Source organism: Herbiconiux sp. FW305-C-125 (genome assembly GCF_058783455.1).
This window is the reverse complement of record NZ_JBYSYO010000003.1, coordinates 105,919-124,333: the sequence shown is the minus strand read 5'-3', so window position 1 is coordinate 124,333 and position 18,415 is coordinate 105,919. Positions and strand designations below refer to the sequence as shown.

Here is an 18,415-nt window from a genome sequence, read left to right as displayed (position 1 = left end):
TGCTCTTCTCTGGTGTCGGATGCTGCCTTCCGAGGCTAACCAGAGCATCCGACATCGCCGCGACGACGCGCCCGCGATGCGCGCAGAGTCGTCGAGCCTCCCGGCACCACGACCGGCGGTCGGCTCAGCCGGAGAAGGCGTTCGCGCAGGTCTGCTCGGCCGCGGTCTGGCCCTTCAGGCCCTCGATCACGTCGGGCGTGGCCGCGGCATCCGTCGGCGCGTCGCTGGCCGGGGGCGCGGCCTCGGTGGGGGGCGTCTCCACCGGCGGCGCATCCACGTCGGTCGACCCCGTGACGGTGGAGTCGGCGGGCAGAGAGAAGGGTTGGTCGGCGAGCACCCGCGAGAACAGTTCATCGGCGAGACTCTGCACCGGCTGCACCTTATTCGGGTCTTCGACGTACGCCGCCACCGGGTACTGCACGAACACGACCTTGCTGAGGTCGATGTCCTTCAGTGTCAGTGCGAGCGAGACCATGGAGTCGAGTCCCGACAGCGACTGCGACGGGATGATGTTGGCCGCGGCGGCGTGGGCCAGGCCGTAGACCTTCGCCGGGTCGGCGAGGGTGCTCTCCGACTTGATCTTGCGCAGCAGTGACGACAGGTACTGCTGCTGCGAGCCGATGCGCGCGAGGTCGCTGCCGTCGCCGACACCGTGCCGGTTGCGGAGGAAGGCGAGTGCCTCCTGGCCCTGCACGGTGTGCAGTCCCGCCGTGAGGTAGGAGCCCGAGTCGGGATCGGCGATGTCGTCGGCCGCGCACACCTCCACGCCGCCCACCGCGTTCGTCATCTCGATGACGCCCTTGAAGGAGGTGGAGGCGGCGTATTGGATGGGTACACCCGTCAGCGAGCTGATCGTGTCGACCACGCAGCCGAGCCCGCCGCGGCTGTACGCCTCGTTGAGCGGCTGTGCACTCATCGCGTCGTACACGTCGCCGGTGGTGGGGTCGGTGCACTCCGGATGTGCGATCACGAGGTCGCGCGGAAAGCTCACGACCACGGCGTTCTGGTGATCGGCGGAGACGTGCAACAGGATATTGACGTCGTTGAGGGTCGCATCCCGCTCGCCGAAATCGTCGCCCTGGTTCGAGTCGTAGTCGGTGCCGACCACGAGCATCGTGAAGCCGCCCTCGAAGGCGCCGAAGAACGGTGGAGGTGGAGCGGGCGTCTCACCGCCGATGTCGACCGCGTTGTCGCTGATCGTCTGCGTGACGCTCGTGACGGCATAGCCGACCACCGCCACCGCGCTGATCGCGACGACGGCCAAGGCGACGCCGAGGAACCGCAGCACCGAGCCGATCGCCGACGGCGTCGTCTGCCGCCCGTGTCGCACCTGCGCCATGCTCGCCCCTCACCCACTCGGTCGCCGTTCGCTCGTCGAGGGTAACATCCGGCCCTGGTGGCGCGCCGCGCCGCCCGAGCGTCGCCCGAGCCGGCCGCGATCGCCGACCTCTCAGCTCAGAACCCGGCGCCGCCGCCCGTGCGATCGGTGAAGCGCGGCGCGTCGGGGGCGACCGCGGAGTGCGGACTCGAGGGCTGGTCGCGGTGTTCCAGAGTGGGACGGTAATCGCCGCTGCGCCGACGCCGTATGCCGATGGCGACGCCGAGCGCAATGATGATGGCCAGAACCGCCAGCAGGATGATCCAGATGGTGTCCATACCTCCAGGATGCCCTGTGACGGCTCCGGCCGAGCCGGATGCACACGCCATCCCCAGCCTGCAGGGCGTCAGCGCAGGCGCCGGCGATAGGCCAGTACCGCGAAGCCGCAGGCCACGGCGAGGATTCCGGCCAGCCAGGCCAGTGCGACCCAGATCTCCGCACCCACGGGCTGCCCCGCGAACAGCGCCCGCATCGTGTTCACGATCGAGGTCACCGGCTGGTTCTCGGCGAACCACGCCACCGGCCCCGGCATCGTGGCGGTCGGCACGAACGCCGAACTGATGAAGGGGAGGAAGATGAGCGGGTAGCTGAACGCGCTCGCACCGTCGACGCTCTTCGCCGAGAGGCCCGCGATCACGGCGACCCAGGTCAGGGCGAGCGTGAACAGGACGAGGATGCCCGCTACCGCGAGCCAGGCCAGCGGCGACGCGCCGGTGCGGAACCCGAGCAGCAGCGCGACCCCGATCACGATCGCCACCGAGACCAGGTTCGCGGCGAGCGAGGTGAGTACGTGCGCCCAGAGCACGCTCGAGCGCGCGATCGGCATCGACTGGAACCGTTCGACGATGCCGCCCTTGAGGTCGAGGAACAGGCGGTACGAGGTGTACGCGACTCCCGACGCGATGGTGATGAGCAGGATGCCCGGGAGCAGGTAGTTCACGTACGACTCGTCGCTCCCGGTCGAGATCGCCCCGCCCAGTACGAAGACGAACAGCAGCATGAGGGCGACGGGCGTGACCGCGGTGGTGATGATGGTGTCGGGGCTGCGCAGGATGTGCCGGAGCGAGCGCCCGGTGAGGGTGCCCGTGTCGGAGAGGGCGAAGGCGGTCATTGCGGTTCCTTTCGGCTGGTGCGGGCATCTGCCCCGACCAGGGCGAGGAAGACCTCCTCGAGCGTGGGCTGTTTCTCCACGTACTCGACGGTGGCGGGCGGCAGCAACTGCTTGAGTTCGGCGAGGGTGCCGTTCTGGATGATCGTGCCCTCGTGCAGGATCGCGATGCGGTCGGCCAGGTGCTCGGCCTCATCGAGGTATTGCGTGGTGAGGAGGACCGTGGTGCCCCGCGCCGCGAGCTGCGTGACGGTCTGCCACACCTCGATGCGAGCCTGCGGGTCGAGCCCGGTGGTCGGTTCGTCGAGCACGATGACGGGCGGGTCGCCGATCAGGCTCATCGCGATGTCGAGCCGGCGGCGCATCCCGCCCGAGTACGTGCCCGCCCTGCGGCGGGCGGCGTCGGTGAGCGAGAAACGGGCGAGCAACTCGTCGGCGATGGCGCCGGGCTGCTTGAGGTGCCGAAGTCGCGCCACGAGGACGAGATTCTCCCGGCCGCTCAGCACCTCGTCGACGGCCGCGAACTGCCCGGTGAGGCTGATCGACTCCCGCACCGCCTCGGGCGAATCGGCGACGTCGTGGCCGTGCACGCTGGCGCTGCCGCCGTCCGCCTTCAGGAGGGTGGAGAGGATGTGCACCAGGGTCGTCTTGCCGGCCCCGTTCGAGCCGAGCAGCGCGAACACGGTGCCGGCGGCGACGTCGAAGTCGACGCCGCGGAGCACCGGCAGCGCCTTGAACGACTTCGTGACCCCCCGCACCCGGATGGCGGGTTCGGCGGTCGCGCTCATCGCGGCACGCCCCGTTCGGCGTCGTCGATGGCCTTGACGAGGCGGGCGCGCTCCTTGTCGATCCACTGGGTGGCCGAGTAGGCGGCGGCGAAGGTCTCGGCGAACTCCACCGGGTCGTCGCCGACGATCTCGCGCACGGGCGTGCCGTCGACCGCGGCGCGATCCCAGAGGTCGACGTGGTCGCCGATCATCGTGACCAGTGCGTCGCCGTCGGTGAGGCCGCCGTAGTACATGAAGTACCGGTTGAGCGCCTTCGCCGAGCTGCGGTAGGGCTCCGGCAGGGCTTCGATGCGGGCCATCGCCTGCTTGTACTGCTTCTTCTGTTCGAGCGAGCCGGTGAGGGCTTCGATCCATTTTGCCGCCATGGTCATTCTCCTTCTCGGTAGTGGTGGAGCTGTTCGATGCGTTCGGCGAGGAAGTTCCAGCTGCGCCAGAACTCGTCGAGGTAGTCGCTGCCCGCGGAGTTCAGCGAGTAGACCTTGCGGGGCGGGCCCTTCTCGGAGGGCACCTTCGTCACGTCGACGAGGCCGCGCTGCTCGATGCGCACCAGCAGCGCGTAGACGGTGCCCTCGACGATGTCGGCGAAACCCTCGTCGCGCAGCCGGGCGGTGATCTCGTAGCCGTAGGCCGGCTGCCGGGCGATGGTCGCGAGCACGATGCCCTCGAGCGTGCCCTTCAGCATCTCGGTCATCTGTTTGGCCATGACGCCTCTCTTCGCTACTCAGTGTTGCTGACTACCAGTAGATAGTAACGCCGACTACCGGTAGATAGCAACACTGAATAGCGCGCGCGTCAGACGGTGGGGATGTTGGCCCCCGTCGCGCGCGGAGCCGCGCCGAAATGCTCCACCTGGTGGGCGAAGAAGACCTGCGCGACCAGCTCGCGTCTGCTCGAGACGCCGGTCTTGTCGAAGATGGCTTTCACGTGGTCCTGCACCGTGTAGGCCGACAGGTGCAGGCTGCTGGCGATCGCCTTGGTGCTGTTGCCGCGCAGGATGCCGCGCACGATGTCGGCCTCGCGCGCGGTCAGTCCGTAGGCCGCGATGAGCAGCGGGATGATGGCGGGGCTCGTCGCCTCGTCGATGGTCACCACGTGCGCTCGCGCTCCTGTTCCCGCTCCTGTTGCGTCGAGCGGGTGGAAGGGGGCGGCATGCAGCAGGTACCAGCATCCGCTCGCCGCTCGCACCCGCAGGCGGACCGCCGCGGGCGCCGCACCCGGAGCGGCGGCGGAGGTGACGGCGCCGAGCACCGACGCCACTGCGACCGGCAGGCGTTCGAGCGAGCCGCCCAGCTCGAGCAGGAGCGCCTCGGCGGTGGGGCTGGCCTGCGCGACGCGACCTGCGCCGTCGACCGTGAGCACGGCGGGCGTCGAGGTGGCTGCGGCCGCACGCGCCGCCTGGGTCACCAGGCCCGAGCGGATGCCCGTCGTCACGATCCCCTCGATGCTCGCCAGGAAGCCGGCCTCGTCGCTCGTGAAGGCGCGGCTCCCCGGCGCGCGGTAGAGCGCGTAGGCGCCCCACATGGCGCCGCCGCTCCGGGCGACCGCGCGCAGCTCGTGCTCGGCGTCGAGGTGCGGCCGGAGCATCTCGAGGTACCGCTCGCTCCGGTGCGGATCGCCGCCGGTGTCCTCGTGCAGCACGCCGACACCGCTCGGGCGGGTCGCGAGGTCGATGAACTGGTTGACGTCGGCGGTCGAGTACTCGTGCAGCGAGAACGCGTAGTTGAGGCGCTCGGCGTCGTCGATGTGCTTCTTGACGGCGCCGGTGAACAGGCCGGTGGCCGGGTCGGTGGTGGCGAAGCAGGCCGAGTCGAACGGCACGGCCCGCTCGAGCGCGTCGATCAACGCGGGAACGAAGGTGTCGAGGGGCAGCCCGCTCCCGGCCAGCGAGCGCGCTTCGCGGCGGGCGGACTCGAGGGTGTGCGCACTCATCGCGCCAGTTTAGCTACACCTGCGAGATAATCACCACATTTATGGGGTAGTGGATGTGATGGATGCGCTCCAGCATGATCCTCGTGCGCCCCCGAATCGAGTCCCGTGCGCTCACGCGCGGGCTGCTGTCCGTCGCAGCCCTCGCGGCGATGGCCGGCGAGCATCCGCTGAGCCCCGAGGAGAGCGGCGTGGCCGTCGCGCTCCATCTGGCGGCCGGGATCGTGGTGGCGGGGTCGGCGGCGGCGGTGATCGCGCTCCTCCGGCGGTCGCGCCGGTGACGATGTCGGAGGGTCGTGCGAAGATGACGATCTCTGACGAAGCGCTTTGCGTTTACGGGCGGAGGTGTTTGGGTTGATGGGATGGGGCGCAGTCCGCGCCCCGCGAACGATAGGGCCCCGCGATGATCGAGTTCCGTTCGGTGACCAAGCAGTTTCCCGACGGAACGGTCGCCGTGAAGGAGTTCGACCTCGTCATCCCGCCCCGCAAGACCACGGTGCTGGTCGGCTCCTCGGGGTGCGGCAAGACCACGCTCCTACGCATGATCAACCGCATGATCGACCCGACGAGCGGGCACATCCTCATCGACGGCGAAGACACCGCCGCGCTCGCACCCGTGAAGCTCCGGCGGCGCATCGGGTACGTCATGCAGAACTCCGGCCTGCTGCCGCACCGCAAGGTCATCGACAACGTGGCCACCGTCCCGGTGCTGAACGGCGTGCCGAAGAAGGAGGCGCGGGCGCACGCGCTCGAACTGCTCGACACGGTGGGCCTCGACCGCTCGCTGGCCGACAAGTACCCCCGCCAGCTCTCCGGCGGTCAGCAGCAGCGCGTCGGCGTTGCCCGGGGCCTTGCGGCCGACCCGAACATCCTGCTGATGGATGAGCCGTTCGGCGCCGTCGACCCGATCGTGCGGGCGGAGCTCCAGCAGGAGACCATCCGGCTGCAGCAGGGGCTCGGCAAGACGGTCGTGTTCGTCACGCACGACATCGACGAGGCGTTCCTGCTCGGGCACCAGGTGGTCATCCTGCAGAAGGGCGGGCACATCGCGCAGGTCGGCACCCCGGCCGAGATCCTGGCGAACCCCGCCGACGACTTCGTGGCGAGCTTCGTGGGCGCCGACAAAGGCAAGCGGGTGCTCCGCATCGAGAAGGTCGGCGGGCGCGACGTGGTGGTCGACGAGAACGGCACGCCCACGGGAGTGCTGCAGCCGTGAAGTGGCTCGAGTCGAACTTCGAGCTGGTCTGGCAGCTGACGCTCGCGCACATCGCGCTGAGCGTGCCGCCGATCGTCATCGGCTTCCTCATCTCCATCCCCATCGCGTGGGTGGCGAACCGCTACCGGGTGTCGCGCGGCACCATCCTCGTGGTCCTCGGCCTGCTCTACACGATCCCCTCGCTCCCGCTGTTCATCTTCATGCCCATCGTGCTCGGCACGCCGCTGCTGTCCTCGGTGAACGTGTCGGTGGCGCTCACCATCTACGCCGTGGCGCTGATGGTGCGCACCGCGGCCGACGGGCTCGAATCCGTCGACAAAGACACCCTGCTGGCCGCCTCGGCGATGGGCTACTCCGCCTGGCAGCGGTTCTGGCGGGTGGAACTGCCGCTGTCCGGTCCCGTGCTGTTGTCGGGGCTGCGGGTCGTCTCAGCCAGCACGGTCAGCCTTGCCACCATCGGATCGGTGGTGGGGGTGACCAGCCTCGGCTACCTCTTCATCAACGGTTTCCAGCGCAACATCGCGGCCGAGGTCATCACGGGCATCGTGGCGGTGCTCGTGATCGCCGTGGTGTTCGACCTGATCCTCGTGCTGCTCGGCCGGGTCGTGCTGCCCTGGAGCAGACGTGAGCGCATCGGCAGCACCCGTGCCTCTCGCCGCCAGGCGGCGCTCCTGTCGGGAGGCGTGTCGTGAACCTCATCCTCGACGGCATCGCCTGGATCCTCGATCCCGCCAACCAGACGGGGCCCGGCGGATGGTTCGCGCGACTGGGCGAGCAGCTGGCCTACACCTTCGGTGCCGTCGCGATCGCGGCGATCATCGCCATCCCGCTCGGCTACCTCGTGGGGCACACCGGCCGCGGCCGCGACGTGGCGGTCTCGCTCTCCGGCGGCTTCCGCGCGCTGCCGAGCCTCGGTGTCCTCATCCTCCTCGGCCTCGGCCTCGGCATCGGATTCCGGGCGCCGCTCATCACCTTCGTCATTCTCGCCATCCCGCCCATCCTCGCGGGAGCGTACGCGGGGTTCGAGGCGGTCGACCGCAAGACCATCGACGCGGCGCGCGCGGTGGGCATGACCGAGGGGCAGATCGTTCGGCAGGTCGAGGTGCCGCTCGGTCTCCCACTGCTGATCGGGGGCATCCGGTCCGGCGTGCTGCAGGTGGTCGCCACGGCGACGCTGGCCGCCTACGTCAGCGGGGGAGCGCTCGGCGCGTTCATCTTCGAAGGGGTGGCGACCCGGAATTATTCCGAGACCCTCGGCGCTTCCATACTCGTCACACTGCTCGCGCTGATCCTCGAAGGGGTCTTCGCGCTCATCCAGAAACTCGTGGTCCCCCGCGGCGTCGTCGCCCGGGAGATCAAAGAAGTCCGCACGGTGTCGTCCCGACCTCGTGCGGCGGTGGGATCCCCCATCCAAGAAGGGAAATAGCAATGTTCACAGCAATCAAGAAAGGCCGGCTCGTCGCAGGGCTAGTCGCGGTCAGTGCGGTGGTGGCGCTGGCAGGGTGCGCGTCGAGTAATCCCCTCGACACCTCGTCGACATCGGATTCGAGCGACGGAGCATCCGGCCCCATCGTGATCGGGTCGCAGGCGTACTACTCCAACGAGATCATCGCCGAGATCTACGCTCAGGCGCTCGAAGCCAACGACATCGAGGTGACGCGCCAGTTCAACATCGGGCAGCGCGACGCCTACCTGCCCGCTCTGGAGTCGGGTGAGGTGCAGCTGTTCCCGGAGTACACCGGCAACCTGCTGCAGTACTACGAGCCCGACACCACCGCCAAGACGAGCGACGACGTGTACGCCGCGCTCGCCGGCGCGCTGCCCGAGGGCCTCGAGGTGCTCGACCAGTCGCCCGCGACCGACCAGGACTCCTACAACGTCACCAAGGAGTTCTCCGAGGCGAACAACGTCACGAGCCTCGCCGACCTCTCGAAGGTCACCACCCCCATCACGCTCGGTGGCAACTCCGAGCTGCAGACGCGCCCCTACGGGCCCGACGGCCTCAAGAGCACCTACGACGTCACCGTCGGCTTCACGCCGATCGAGGACTCCGGCGGACCACTGACCATCCAGGCGCTGAAAGACAACACCGTGCAGATGGTGAACATCTACAGCGCCGACCCGAACATCAAGACCTCGGGTCTCGTCACCCTGGCCGACCCGAAGGGCCTGTTCCTCGCCTCGAACGTCGTGCCGCTCATCAACACCGACGCGGCGACGCCCGAGGTCACCGAGGTCATCAACAAGGTCAGCGCCGCCCTCACGGCCGAAGACCTCGTCGACCTCAACTCGCAGAGCGTCAACGACCAGGAGTCGGCCGCCACGATCGCGAAGAACTGGCTGGCCAAGGTGAAGCTGTTCTAGCTCCTCACCCTGGCTCGTCGAGCACGGCCCGTTGCGTGTGATCTCGTGCGCGGTGGTGCGGACAAGTCCAAATGAAACGGTGACCGCGGCCCTATGTGGCCGCGGTCACCGTTTCGTTTGGAGAAGTCCGCGCCGCGGCCGCGTCAGCGGCGGTGGGGGTGGCGGTGCGGAGGCGGACCTCGCGCTGCATGCGGGCCTCGTGGCGGGCGCGGCCCTTTACGGCCTCGAGTTCGCGGCTCTTGGGAGGGGCCGCGGTCACGAGCTGGTCGAGCATGCGGCGGGTCGCCGCCGCGATCTCGTCGATCGCCGCCTCGAAAGCAGGTGTGTTCGCGCGTGACGGATGCGTCGACCCGCTCACCTTCCGCACGAACTGCAGCGCGGCCTCCCGCACCTCGTCGTCGGTGGTGGGCGGCTCGAAGTTGTGAAGGCAGCGGATGTTGCGGCACATGCCGCCGACGATAGTCCAGATCCGCGCGCGGGTCAGCCCCGACGGCGCCCCGCCGCTACGAGACCGTCCCGCCCTCCCCCTCCTCGTCCGTGCCCGGCGCCGACTCCATGTGCCGCGCCTCCGCCCGGTTGATGAGTTTCTTCACCACGAAGACCGCCACCACGAACAGGGCGATGGCGGCCACGAAGGCGTAGCCGGCCCAGTGCAGGTCGCGGGAGAGCTCGCGGTACGACCCGGCCGCGAACGCCCCGACCGACACGTACGCGAACGCCCAGAGCACGCAGGCCGGCACGGTCCAGCTCATGAACCGGCGGTAGGACATCGGGCTCATCCCCACCGTGAGGGGGATGAGGGAGTGCAGCACCGGGATGAACCGGGACAGGAACACGGCGATCCCGCCGCGCTTGGCGAGGTAGGTCTCCGCCCGCACCCAGTTCTTCTCGCCGATCCGCCGGCCCACCCGGCTCGCCCGCAACCGCGGCCCGAACCAGCGCCCGATGGCGAAGCCGATGCTCTCGCCGCAGAGCGCCCCGATCACCACCACGACCACCAGGGACGTGTATTCAAGTGGGCCGTCGACGGCGGTCGAAGCCACCAGGACGACGGTGTCTCCCGGCACCACGAGCCCGATCAGCACGCTGGTCTCGAGCAGCATCGCGACTCCCGCTAAGACCGTCCTGACCAGGGGATCTACCGACTGCACGGTATCCAGGAGCCAGGACAGCAGCTCGTTCATTGCTGTATTCCACAGGGCATGCAAGAACCTTAGCGGGTCTTCGGTGGGAATCTCCGGACAGTTTGGATGCTTGTATACAAGCAGCTAGAATCGGAGTCGACGCAAGGAGTTCCCCGTGAACGAATTACTCGACCCGCTTCTGCTCTCCCGCTGGCAGTTCGGGTTGACGACGATCTACCACTTCCTCTTCGTTCCCCTGACGATCGGGCTGGCCACCACGGTGGCGATCTTCCAGACCGCCTGGGTGCGCTCCGGTCACCTGAAGTACCTGCAGCTGACCCGCTTCTTCGGCAAGATCTTCCTCATCAACTTCGCCATGGGCGTGGTGACCGGCATCGTGCAGGAGTTCCAGTTCGGCATGAACTGGAGCGACTACTCCCGCTTCGTGGGCGACGTCTTCGGCGCCCCGCTCGCGCTCGAAGGCCTCCTCGCCTTCTTCCTCGAGGCGACGTTCATCGGGTTGTGGATCTTCGGCTGGGACAGACTGCCGAAGAAGCTGCACCTCGCCACCATCTGGGTGACGGCGCTCGGCAGCATCCTCTCGGCCTACTTCATCATCGCCGCCAACGCGTTCATGCAGAACCCGGTCGGCTACGACATCAACGAGGCGAAGGGTCGCGCCGAACTCACCGACATCGGTGCGCTGCTCACCAACAAGGTGGCGGTCGCGGCCTTCCCGCACACGATCTTCGCCTGCTTCATGGTGACGGCGGGCCTCATCATCGCCACCGCCGCCTGGCACCTCTACCGCAACCAGCACCTCGAGACGATGCGCCCGGCGCTGAAGTTCGGGCTCTGGATGATGGTGGGTGCGGGCATCCTCACCGTCCTGTCGGGCGATCAGCTGGGACTTGCGATGGTGGAGACGCAGCCCATGAAGATGGCGGCGGCCGAGGCGCTCTACCGCACCTCGACCGGGGCGGATGCGTCGTTCTCGATCTTCACGCTCGGCACTCCCGACGGGGTGCACGAGTTGTTCAGCATCCGTGTGCCGTACCTGCTGAGCTTCCTCTCCACGCACACCTTCGACGGCACGGTCGAGGGCATCAACGACCTGCAGGCGCAGTACGTGCAGCTCTACGGCCCGGGCGACTACACCCCCACCATCTGGGTCACCTACTGGGCCTTCCGCTGGATGATCGGCCTCGGCATGCTGCACGTGCTCATCGCGGTCGTGGGCCTCTGGCTCACCCGCAAGGGGCGCAGCCCGCGCTGGCGGTGGCTCTGGCGAGTGGCCGTCTGGGCCTTCCCGCTCTCGCTCGGCGCGATGATCGTGGGCTGGGTGTTCACCGAGATGGGCCGGCAGCCGTGGATCGTGTTCGGCCTGCTGAAGACCTCCGACGCGGTCTCGCCCGGCATCACGGGCCTCGACGTGCTGATCTCGCTGATCGCGTTCACCGCGATCTACGGCACCCTCGCCGTGGTCGAGTTCAAGCTGATCAAGAAGGCCATCCAGAAGGGGCCGGACGACGTGCCCGAACCCGATCCGGAGTCGGGCGACGTCCGCCACGAGGCGACGGTCTACTAGGGAGACATGATGGATCTGACAGTCCTGTGGTTCTGCATCGTCGGCTTCCTCTTCGTCGGCTACTTCGTGCTCGACGGCTTCGACTTCGGCGTCGGGATGTCGCTGCCCTTCCTCGGCCGCGACGACACCGACCGGCGCGTGCTGATCAACACCATCGGCCCGGTCTGGGACCTCAACGAGACCTGGGTGATCGTGGCCGGAGCCTCGCTGTTCGCGGCCTTCCCGGAGTGGTACGCGACGCTGTTCAGCGGCTTCTACCTGCCGCTGCTGCTCATCCTGCTCGCCCTGATCCTCCGCGGTGTCTCGTTCGAATACCGCCACCAGCGCCCCGAGGCGGCCTGGAAGCGCCGCTTCGATCGGATGATCGTGATCGGCTCGGCCGTGCCCGCCTTCCTCTGGGGCGTGGCGTTCGCGAACATCGTGGCCGGGGTGCCGCTCGATGCGAACCACGACTACATCGGCACCTTCTTCGGCTTGCTGAACCCGTACGCGCTCCTCGGCGGACTCACGACGCTGCTGCTGTTCTTCACGCACGGTGTGGTGTTCGTGTCGCTGAAGACCGACGGCGACATCCGGTTGCGGGCCCGCCGGCTCGCGACCCGGGCCGGGGTCGCGACCATCGTGGTGGCGGCGGCGTTCCTGCTCTGGACATCCGTCGCCTACGGCACCCTCGCATCCGTTCTGCTCTCGGCGGCGGCGGCGGTGACCCTGATCGCGGCGGTGCTGGCCAACGCGCGTGGGCGCGAGGGCGTCTCGTTCGCGCTGATGGCGGTGACCATCGCCGTCGCGGTGCTGAGCCTGTTCTTCGCGCTCTTCCCCGACGTGATGCCGGCCTCCAACGATCCGGCGAACAGCCTCACGATCGAGAACGCGTCGTCGTCGGCCTACACGCTCACGATCATGAGCTGGGTGGCGTTGATCTTCCTGCCGCTCATCCTCGCCTACCAGGGATTCACCTACTGGATCTTCCGCAAGCGGGTGAGCCGGGCGCAGATCCCGGCGGTCGAGTCGGCCGGTGGGCACGCCGGTGACCCGAGCATCGATCCGCAGGGGGCACACTAGAGTCGTGCGCCCCGTCGATCCACGACTGCTGAAGTACGCCGCCGCGGCCCGCGCGTTCTTCGCCGTCGGCGGGGTGCTCGCGGTGCTGCAGACGGCGGTGGTCGTCGCGTTCTCGTTCTTCGTGACGCAGCTCATCGTGCAGGCGATCGCCGGGGCGCCGATCGCTTCCCTGCTGCCGCTTGTGGCCGCGCTCGCACTGGTGGTCGTTCTGCGATTCGTGCTGTTCTGGGCGGCCGACGTGAATGCCGCCCGCGGGGGTGCCGTGGTGAAGAGCGAGCTGCGCGGGCGGGTGCTCGACGCCGTGACGCGGCTCGGCCCCGGCTGGCTCGGTGGCCGCAACACCACGACCGTGGGGGTCACTGTGGGGCCCGGGCTGGATGCGCTCGACGGTTACTTCTCGAAGTTCCTGCCGCAGCTCGTGCTCACCGCCGTCGCCACGCCCGTGCTCGTCGTCGTGATCTGGTGGCAGGACTGGATCTCCGGCCTGACCGTCGCCGCGACGCTGCCGCTCATCCCGGTGTTCATGGTGCTCATCGGCTGGGCCACCCAATCGGTGCAGGCCAAGCAGTGGGAGAAGCTCGGCCGGCTCTCCACCGCGTTCCTCGACGTGGTGGGCGGGCTGTCGACGCTGAAGATCTACGGCCGACAGCGCCGGCAGGCGGGGCGCATCCGCTCGGTCACCGACGACTACCGCCGACAGACCATGAAGGTGCTGCGGGTGTCCTTCCTGTCCGGTTTCGCGCTCGAGCTCGCGGCGAGTCTCGCGGTGGCGCTCGTCGCGGTGTCGATCGGCGTGCGGCTGATCGACGGGTCGCTCGGCCTCGGCGTGGGGTTGTTCGTGCTGCTGCTGGCACCCGAGGCGTTCCTCCCGCTGCGGAACGTGGGGGCGCAGTTCCACGCGTCGGCCGACGGTGTGGCGGCGGCGAGCGATGTCTTCGCGCTGCTCGACGCGGCGCCCCCGGCGCCGGGGGTGCCCGCCGTTGCTGATGCGCCGGTGCCTGGGCGCGGGCTCGAGGTGCGGGGGCTCGGGGTGCGGTATGGGGATCAGGTCGTGTTCGAAGGGCTGGCTGCGCGCTTTCCCGCCGGGGCGGTGACGGCGGTGACCGGCGCGTCCGGCAGCGGCAAGACCTCGCTCGTGGGTGCCATTCTCGGGTTCGTGCCCGCCGAGGGCGAGATCCTGGTCGACGGGCGGTCGGCCGGCAGCGACCCGGTGCCGCGCTCGTGGCTCGCCTGGGCCGGGCAGGGTGCGGTGCTGCTCCCGGGCACGGTGGACGAGAACGTGGCGCTCGGCGACCAGGCTCCCGACACCGCGGTCGCGCGGGCAGCACTCGACCTCGTGGGAGGCGAGTCGATCGACCTCGCGACCGAGGTGGATGCGCGGGGCGGCGGCCTCTCGGGCGGCCAGGCCCAGCGGGTCGCGGCGGCGCGGGCGGTGTACCGGGCGCGCCGGCTCGCGTGCTCGGTGGTGGTGTTCGACGAGCCCACGTCGGCGCTCGACACCGACACGGAGGCGGCCGTCATCCGCTGTCTCCGGGCGCTCGCCGACGAGGGGCGGGCCGTCGTCGTGGTGAGTCACCGCCGCCCCGTCATCGATGCCGCCGACCACGAGTTCGTGCTCGCCGGGCGACGCGCCTCGGCCGCACCGGCGGCGTCGCCCGCGGCCGCGCCTTCCGCACCAGGGTTGACGGCAGCCGCACCCGAGGTGCGATCGTGAACCGCGCCGAGGTCCTGAGGCTCGCGCAGCCGCGGCTACGGCGCTTCGCACCGGGTGTGCTGCTCGGGCTCGTGAGCGCCCTCTGCGCGGTGGGACTGCTCGCGACCTCCGCCTACCTCATCACGCGGGCGGCCGAGCAGCCGCCCATCCTCTACCTCTCGGCGGCGATGGTGGCCGTGCGGGCGTTCGCGCTCGGCCGCGCCGCGTTCCGCTACGCCGAGCGCCTCGCGAGCCACGATGCGGCGTTCGCCACGATGCCGGAGCTGCGCGTCGGCGTCTACCAGCGGCTCGTCCCCGCATCGCCAGACGGTCTCGGCAGCAGCCGCCGCGGCGACCTCCTCACCCGGCTGGTGGCCGACGTCGACGAGCAGCAGAACCTGCCGCTCCGGGTCGTGCAACCCCTCATCATCTCGACCCTCACCGCGGTCGCCATCGTGGTGGTCAGCTGGCTGCTGCTGCCCGTGGCGGGCATCCTGCTCCTCGCCGGGCTCGTCCTCGCCGCCCTCCTCGGCACAGCGGTCAACGCCTGGGTCTCCGGGCGCGCCGAGCGCTCGCTGGCGGCGCTCCGTGGCCGCTACCAGGCCGAGCTCGCCGACTACCTCGCGAACCTCGACACGCTGATCGCCTACGGCGCGGCCCCCGCAGCGGAAGCGGCGCTCGCCGAGACGGATGCGCGCCTCACCCGCGCCCTCGTGCGCCGCTCGGCGGGGGTGGGTGCCACCGCCGCCGTCGTCACGCTCATCGCGGGCGCCGTCACGGCGCTCGTGCTGCTCGTCGGCATCCCACAGCTCGGCCAGGGCGGCTTCGACGGGCCGGCGCTCGCGGTCGTCGCGCTCGTGCCGATGGCGGCGTTCGAGGTCTTCAGCATGATCCCGCTGGCGCTGGGCGCCTGGCGGCAGGTCGCGGCGAGTGCCGATCGCATCGCGGCCGTCGTCCCGGATGCGGTGCCGGCGGGCATCCCCGTCGACGCCGGGTCGCCCGCCGTGCTGCCGGAAGGCCCCGTGACGGTGCGGCTGCGGAACGTGTCGGCGCGCTGGCCGGGCGCGACGACGGATGCGCTGAACGGCGCCTCCCTCGACCTCGCGCCGGGCGATCGGCTGCTGGTGCGCGGCCCGAGCGGCTCGGGCAAGACGACGCTCGCGCACGTGCTCGTGCGCTTTCTCGACTACCGGGGCACGTTCGAGGTGAACGGCGTCGAGGCCAGCGCTCTGCCGCAGGACGAGTTGCGCCGGGTGATCGGCCTGTGCGAGCAGCGGCCGTATCTGTTCGACGACGACATCCGCCAGAACCTTCTCTTCGCTCGCGACACCGCGACCGACGAGGAACTGCTCGACGTGTTGGACCGTGTGGGCCTCGGCGAGTGGGTGCGTTCCCGCGGCGGCCTGTCGGCGCGGGTGGGGGAGCGGGGCGCCCTCGTCTCGGGCGGCCAGGCGCAGCGGCTCGCGCTGGCGCGGGCACTGCTGGCCGACTTCCCTGTGCTGGTGCTCGATGAGCCGACCGCGAACGTCGACCCCGACCGTGCTGACGCCCTGGTGGCCGATCTCCTGGCCGCCGCCGCGGCATCCTCTCGCGCCGTCGTCCTGATCGCGCACACCCCGGTGCCCGCGCAGCTCGTGACCGCGACGCTCACCCTGGGGTAGAGGCGGGGTCAGAGCGGGCGGGAGAGGGCGTCCAGGCGCTTGCGCCAGGTCGCGGCGCGTGAGGGGCGCACCTCGAGCGCGGGGCCGTCGATCCACAGGTCGACGACGCTGATCCCGTGCAGGGCGCTCACGATCCACAGTTCGCACCCCGCGAGGTCGGCCGGGCGCGCTCGCTCCTCGACGACCCGGGTGCCGGTCGCCGTCGCGACGAGACGGATGCTCCGTGCCGTCACGCTCGGTACCCGCGCGAGCTCGCTCGACGGCGCGACGAGGGTCTCGCCGCGCCACCACAGCAGGGCCGAGCTCGACCCGTCGACGAGGTAGCCGCCGTCGAGGAGCACGAGCTCGTCGGCTCCGTTCTCCTGCGCTCCGGCGCGGAGCGCGAGGAGGTGCTCGAGGTCCGGTCCCTTGACGCGGGGCACCCGCCGCGGGTCGGGCCCCGCGTGCGTCATCACCACCGCGGAGTCGCGTCGGCGGGGTGCCAGCCGCACCCGCAGCCGCAACTCGTACTCGGCGCTCTCGCCGTCGGTTTCACCCACGCCCACGACGCGCGCCAGCTCGACCCGAGGGAAGAGCGCGGCCGAGCGGTAGGCGCGCAGCCGCCCGATCGCCGCCCCCCAGAACGCGTCGATCGCCGCGGGCTCCAGCGCGACATCCAGTGCTCCGGATGCGGCGGCCACGCTCTCCGTGAACCGGTCACGGTGTGCCTCCAGCGCCCGCACCCGACCCTCCGGCGACACGTACCATGAGTCCGCCACGAGCAATGCGGTGTGCGCCCGGAGCTCCCGCTCGACGAGGGCCCCGCCCGCCCAGACGAAGGTGGCGGGGGCCTCGGCCACGATCGCACCTCCTCCGCCGCGTCGGGCTCGGCGGCACGTCCTACGCTAGTGCAATGCCTCCGTCGATCCTGCGCCGCCGTCTGGCGTTCACGATCGACCCCGCGACCGCGTTCACGGCCCTGTACGCCCACGCCGAGAACGCGTTCTGGCTCGACGGGGGAGTGCATGCCGCAACCGGCATGAGTTACCTCGGCGGGTCGCACGAGGTGGTGCGGTGCGCGTCGTGGGCCGAGTTGTTCGCGGCGACGACCGAGCTCGACGGCCGGTCATCCGCGGGCGCGGACCGGAGCGCGGGGGTGCCTGTGCCGCAGCCGGATGCGCGCCCGACGCCGGCCTTCCGGCTCGGCTGGGTGGGCTGGCTGGCCTACGAACTCGGCACCCTCGACGAGGAGCGCGCGGCCGCCGAGCCTCGCGAGCCGGAGCCGCGGGCGGTGTTCCTGCGGGTCGAGCGGGCGCTCGAGTTCGACCACGCGAGCGGTGCGGTCACCCTGCTCGCGCTCGACGCCTCCGGCGCTGTGGAGTGGCTCGACGTCACCGAGGCAGCCCTCGCCGCGGCGGCCGTGCCGGCCGCGCCGGCTGCGCCCGTGCTGCCGCCTGCGTCGGCCGTGCCGGCCGCGCCGGCCGCGCTGCCAGCGTCCGCCGTGCTTGCCGAGACGCCCGCGCCCGCCTCACCGATCCCTCCCCGCCGCACCGCCAGCGCGCGCCACACCTTCGACGACTACGCCGCGCTCGTCGAGGAGTGCAAGCGCGTCATCGAGCGCGGCGACGCCTACCAGCTCTGCCTCACCAACGAGTTCTCCCTCGAGTACGAGGGAGGCGCCGACCACGATCACGCCCTCGACGCGGCCGCCGCGCCCACACCGGCGCCCGCCCCCGACCCGCTCGAGACCTACCTCCGCCTCCGCGCCGCGAGTCCGACGCATCACGGCGGCTACCTCCGCGTCGGCGACACCGCCCTGCTCAGCGCGTCGCCGGAGCAGTTCCTCGCCGTCACCCCCGACGGCACCGTCTCCACCCGCCCCATCAAGGGCACCCGCCCGCGCGGTGCAGGCCCGGTCGACGACGCGCTGCTGCGCGCCGAACTCGCCGCGAGCGAGAAGGAGCGCGCCGAGAACCTCATGATCGTCGACCTCATGCGCAACGATCTGTCCCGCGTCTGCACCCTCGGCACGGTGCGTGTCACCGAGCTCCTCCGGGTCGAGAGCTACGCCCAGGTGCACCAACTCGTCAGCACCGTCGAGGGCACGCTGGCGCCGGGCCTCACCGGGCTGGACGCAGTCGCCGCCTGCTTCCCGGCCGGCTCCATGACCGGCGCCCCCAAACGCAGCGCGATGGCGCACCTGGCCGCGCTCGAGGCGGGACCCCGCGGCATCTACTCCGGTGCGTTCGGCTACCTCTCCTTCGACGGGTCGATCGACCTGGCCATGGTCATCCGCAGCATCGTGCTGACGCCGGGTCGAGCATCCGTCGGTGCCGGCGGTGGCATCACCGCGCTGTCGGATGCGTTCGACGAAGTCGAGGAGACCCGCGTCAAGGCCGCAGCCCTGCTCGCGGTGCTCGGCGCCGAGCTGCCCGACGGGCCCACCCGACGGGAACACGGCAACCTTTAGTACTGTTGTTCACTGGTGCGCCCGGGCGCGCCGTCCCGAGCCGTCCACCCTCTGGCAT

At 70.2% G+C, this 18,415-nt stretch carries 19 protein-coding genes and 1 pseudogene; 10 read left to right on the top strand and 10 right to left on the bottom strand.

Annotated features, from left to right (window positions below; genetic code table 11):
* Positions 1-124: 124 nt before the first annotated feature.
* The 7 genes from AC3WLB_RS10910 to AC3WLB_RS10880 all read right to left on the bottom strand — a co-directional run bounded on the left by AC3WLB_RS10910 (position 125) and on the right by AC3WLB_RS10880 (position 5,203).
* The gene (locus AC3WLB_RS10910) at positions 125-1,339 is read right to left on the bottom strand and encodes an LCP family protein (RefSeq protein WP_492505843.1); all 1,215 of its coding nucleotides are present in this window, start codon (positions 1,337-1,339) and stop codon (positions 125-127) included.
* 116 nt (positions 1,340-1,455) lie between these two features.
* Positions 1,456-1,656 (bottom strand): hypothetical protein, encoded by a 201-nt coding sequence (locus tag AC3WLB_RS10905; protein ID WP_492505841.1) that lies wholly within the window; start codon positions 1,654-1,656, stop codon positions 1,456-1,458.
* 68 nt (positions 1,657-1,724) lie between these two features.
* Entirely contained in the window at positions 1,725-2,489 is a 765-nt protein-coding gene (locus tag AC3WLB_RS10900) for an ABC transporter permease (RefSeq protein ID WP_492505839.1), read from the bottom strand.
* The gene (locus tag AC3WLB_RS10895) at positions 2,486-3,274 is read right to left on the bottom strand and encodes an ABC transporter ATP-binding protein (protein WP_492505837.1); all 789 of its coding nucleotides are present in this window, start codon (positions 3,272-3,274) and stop codon (positions 2,486-2,488) included. The genes AC3WLB_RS10900 and AC3WLB_RS10895 overlap by 4 nt, the downstream gene beginning before the upstream one ends.
* Positions 3,271-3,639: a DUF1048 domain-containing protein gene (locus AC3WLB_RS10890; protein WP_492505835.1), complete on the bottom strand. Its 369-nt coding sequence runs from the start codon at positions 3,637-3,639 to the stop codon at positions 3,271-3,273. The genes AC3WLB_RS10895 and AC3WLB_RS10890 overlap by 4 nt, the downstream gene beginning before the upstream one ends.
* A gap of 2 nt (positions 3,640-3,641) precedes the next feature.
* Positions 3,642-3,977 carry a PadR family transcriptional regulator gene (locus AC3WLB_RS10885; RefSeq protein WP_022895211.1) on the bottom strand — a complete coding sequence of 112 codons (336 nt, stop codon included), beginning with the start codon at positions 3,975-3,977 and terminating at the stop codon, positions 3,642-3,644.
* Between the two features lie 89 nt (positions 3,978-4,066).
* Positions 4,067-5,203 carry a helix-turn-helix transcriptional regulator gene (locus AC3WLB_RS10880; protein WP_492505832.1) on the bottom strand — a complete coding sequence of 379 codons (1,137 nt, stop codon included), beginning with the start codon at positions 5,201-5,203 and terminating at the stop codon, positions 4,067-4,069.
* Positions 5,204-5,265: 62 nt separating this feature from the next.
* Here AC3WLB_RS10880 and AC3WLB_RS10875 point away from each other — a divergent pair, with 62 nt between their 5' ends.
* The 5 genes from AC3WLB_RS10875 (at position 5,266) to AC3WLB_RS10855 (ending at position 8,780) form a co-directional block, all read left to right on the top strand.
* Complete coding sequence (locus tag AC3WLB_RS10875; RefSeq protein ID WP_492505830.1) at positions 5,266-5,481, top strand: hypothetical protein; 216 nt, start codon at positions 5,266-5,268, stop codon at positions 5,479-5,481.
* Between the two features lie 122 nt (positions 5,482-5,603).
* Positions 5,604-6,416, top strand: coding sequence for an ATP-binding cassette domain-containing protein (locus tag AC3WLB_RS10870; RefSeq protein ID WP_022895214.1), 813 nt, complete (start codon positions 5,604-5,606; stop codon positions 6,414-6,416).
* Positions 6,413-7,108: an ABC transporter permease gene (locus AC3WLB_RS10865; RefSeq protein ID WP_492505828.1), complete on the top strand. Its 696-nt coding sequence runs from the start codon at positions 6,413-6,415 to the stop codon at positions 7,106-7,108. The genes AC3WLB_RS10870 and AC3WLB_RS10865 overlap by 4 nt, the downstream gene beginning before the upstream one ends.
* Complete coding sequence (locus AC3WLB_RS10860) at positions 7,105-7,842, top strand: ABC transporter permease (RefSeq protein ID WP_022895216.1); 738 nt, start codon at positions 7,105-7,107, stop codon at positions 7,840-7,842. The genes AC3WLB_RS10865 and AC3WLB_RS10860 overlap by 4 nt, the downstream gene beginning before the upstream one ends.
* A gap of 2 nt (positions 7,843-7,844) precedes the next feature.
* A complete protein-coding gene (locus AC3WLB_RS10855; RefSeq protein WP_022894892.1) occupies positions 7,845-8,780 on the top strand; it encodes an ABC transporter substrate-binding protein in 936 nt (311 codons plus the stop codon).
* Between the two features lie 181 nt (positions 8,781-8,961).
* Here AC3WLB_RS10855 and AC3WLB_RS10850 read toward each other — a convergent pair.
* Positions 8,962-9,228 (bottom strand): annotated as a pseudogene (locus AC3WLB_RS10850) (DUF2277 domain-containing protein); the annotation flags it as partial.
* A gap of 55 nt (positions 9,229-9,283) precedes the next feature.
* Positions 9,284-9,964, bottom strand: a complete 681-nt coding sequence (locus AC3WLB_RS10845) for a DedA family protein (protein WP_492505825.1) — start codon at positions 9,962-9,964, stop codon at positions 9,284-9,286.
* A gap of 115 nt (positions 9,965-10,079) precedes the next feature.
* Between AC3WLB_RS10845 and AC3WLB_RS10840 the strand changes: the two genes are divergently transcribed.
* The 4 genes from AC3WLB_RS10840 to cydC are packed head-to-tail and all read left to right on the top strand — an operon-like array spanning position 10,080 to position 15,908.
* Positions 10,080-11,492: a cytochrome ubiquinol oxidase subunit I gene (locus AC3WLB_RS10840; protein WP_022894889.1), complete on the top strand. Its 1,413-nt coding sequence runs from the start codon at positions 10,080-10,082 to the stop codon at positions 11,490-11,492.
* A gap of 9 nt (positions 11,493-11,501) precedes the next feature.
* Positions 11,502-12,554, top strand: a complete 1,053-nt coding sequence (gene cydB / locus AC3WLB_RS10835) for a cytochrome d ubiquinol oxidase subunit II (RefSeq protein ID WP_492505822.1) — start codon at positions 11,502-11,504, stop codon at positions 12,552-12,554.
* 4 nt (positions 12,555-12,558) lie between these two features.
* Entirely contained in the window at positions 12,559-14,268 is a 1,710-nt protein-coding gene (cydD, locus tag AC3WLB_RS10830) for a thiol reductant ABC exporter subunit CydD (protein WP_492505820.1), read from the top strand.
* Complete coding sequence (cydC, locus tag AC3WLB_RS10825; RefSeq protein WP_492505818.1) at positions 14,265-15,908, top strand: thiol reductant ABC exporter subunit CydC; 1,644 nt, start codon at positions 14,265-14,267, stop codon at positions 15,906-15,908. The genes cydD and cydC overlap by 4 nt, the downstream gene beginning before the upstream one ends.
* An 8-nt stretch (positions 15,909-15,916) precedes the next feature.
* On the opposite strand, the gene AC3WLB_RS10820 is transcribed toward cydC, so the two are convergent.
* Positions 15,917-16,747 carry an aminotransferase class IV gene (locus AC3WLB_RS10820; RefSeq protein ID WP_492505816.1) on the bottom strand — a complete coding sequence of 277 codons (831 nt, stop codon included), beginning with the start codon at positions 16,745-16,747 and terminating at the stop codon, positions 15,917-15,919.
* A gap of 53 nt (positions 16,748-16,800) precedes the next feature.
* On the opposite strand from AC3WLB_RS10820, the gene AC3WLB_RS10815 reads away from it, so the two are divergent.
* On the top strand, positions 16,801-18,357 hold the full coding sequence (locus AC3WLB_RS10815; RefSeq protein WP_492505814.1) for an anthranilate synthase component I family protein: 1,557 nt from the start codon (positions 16,801-16,803) through the stop codon (positions 18,355-18,357).
* Positions 18,358-18,415 lie beyond the last annotated feature (58 nt).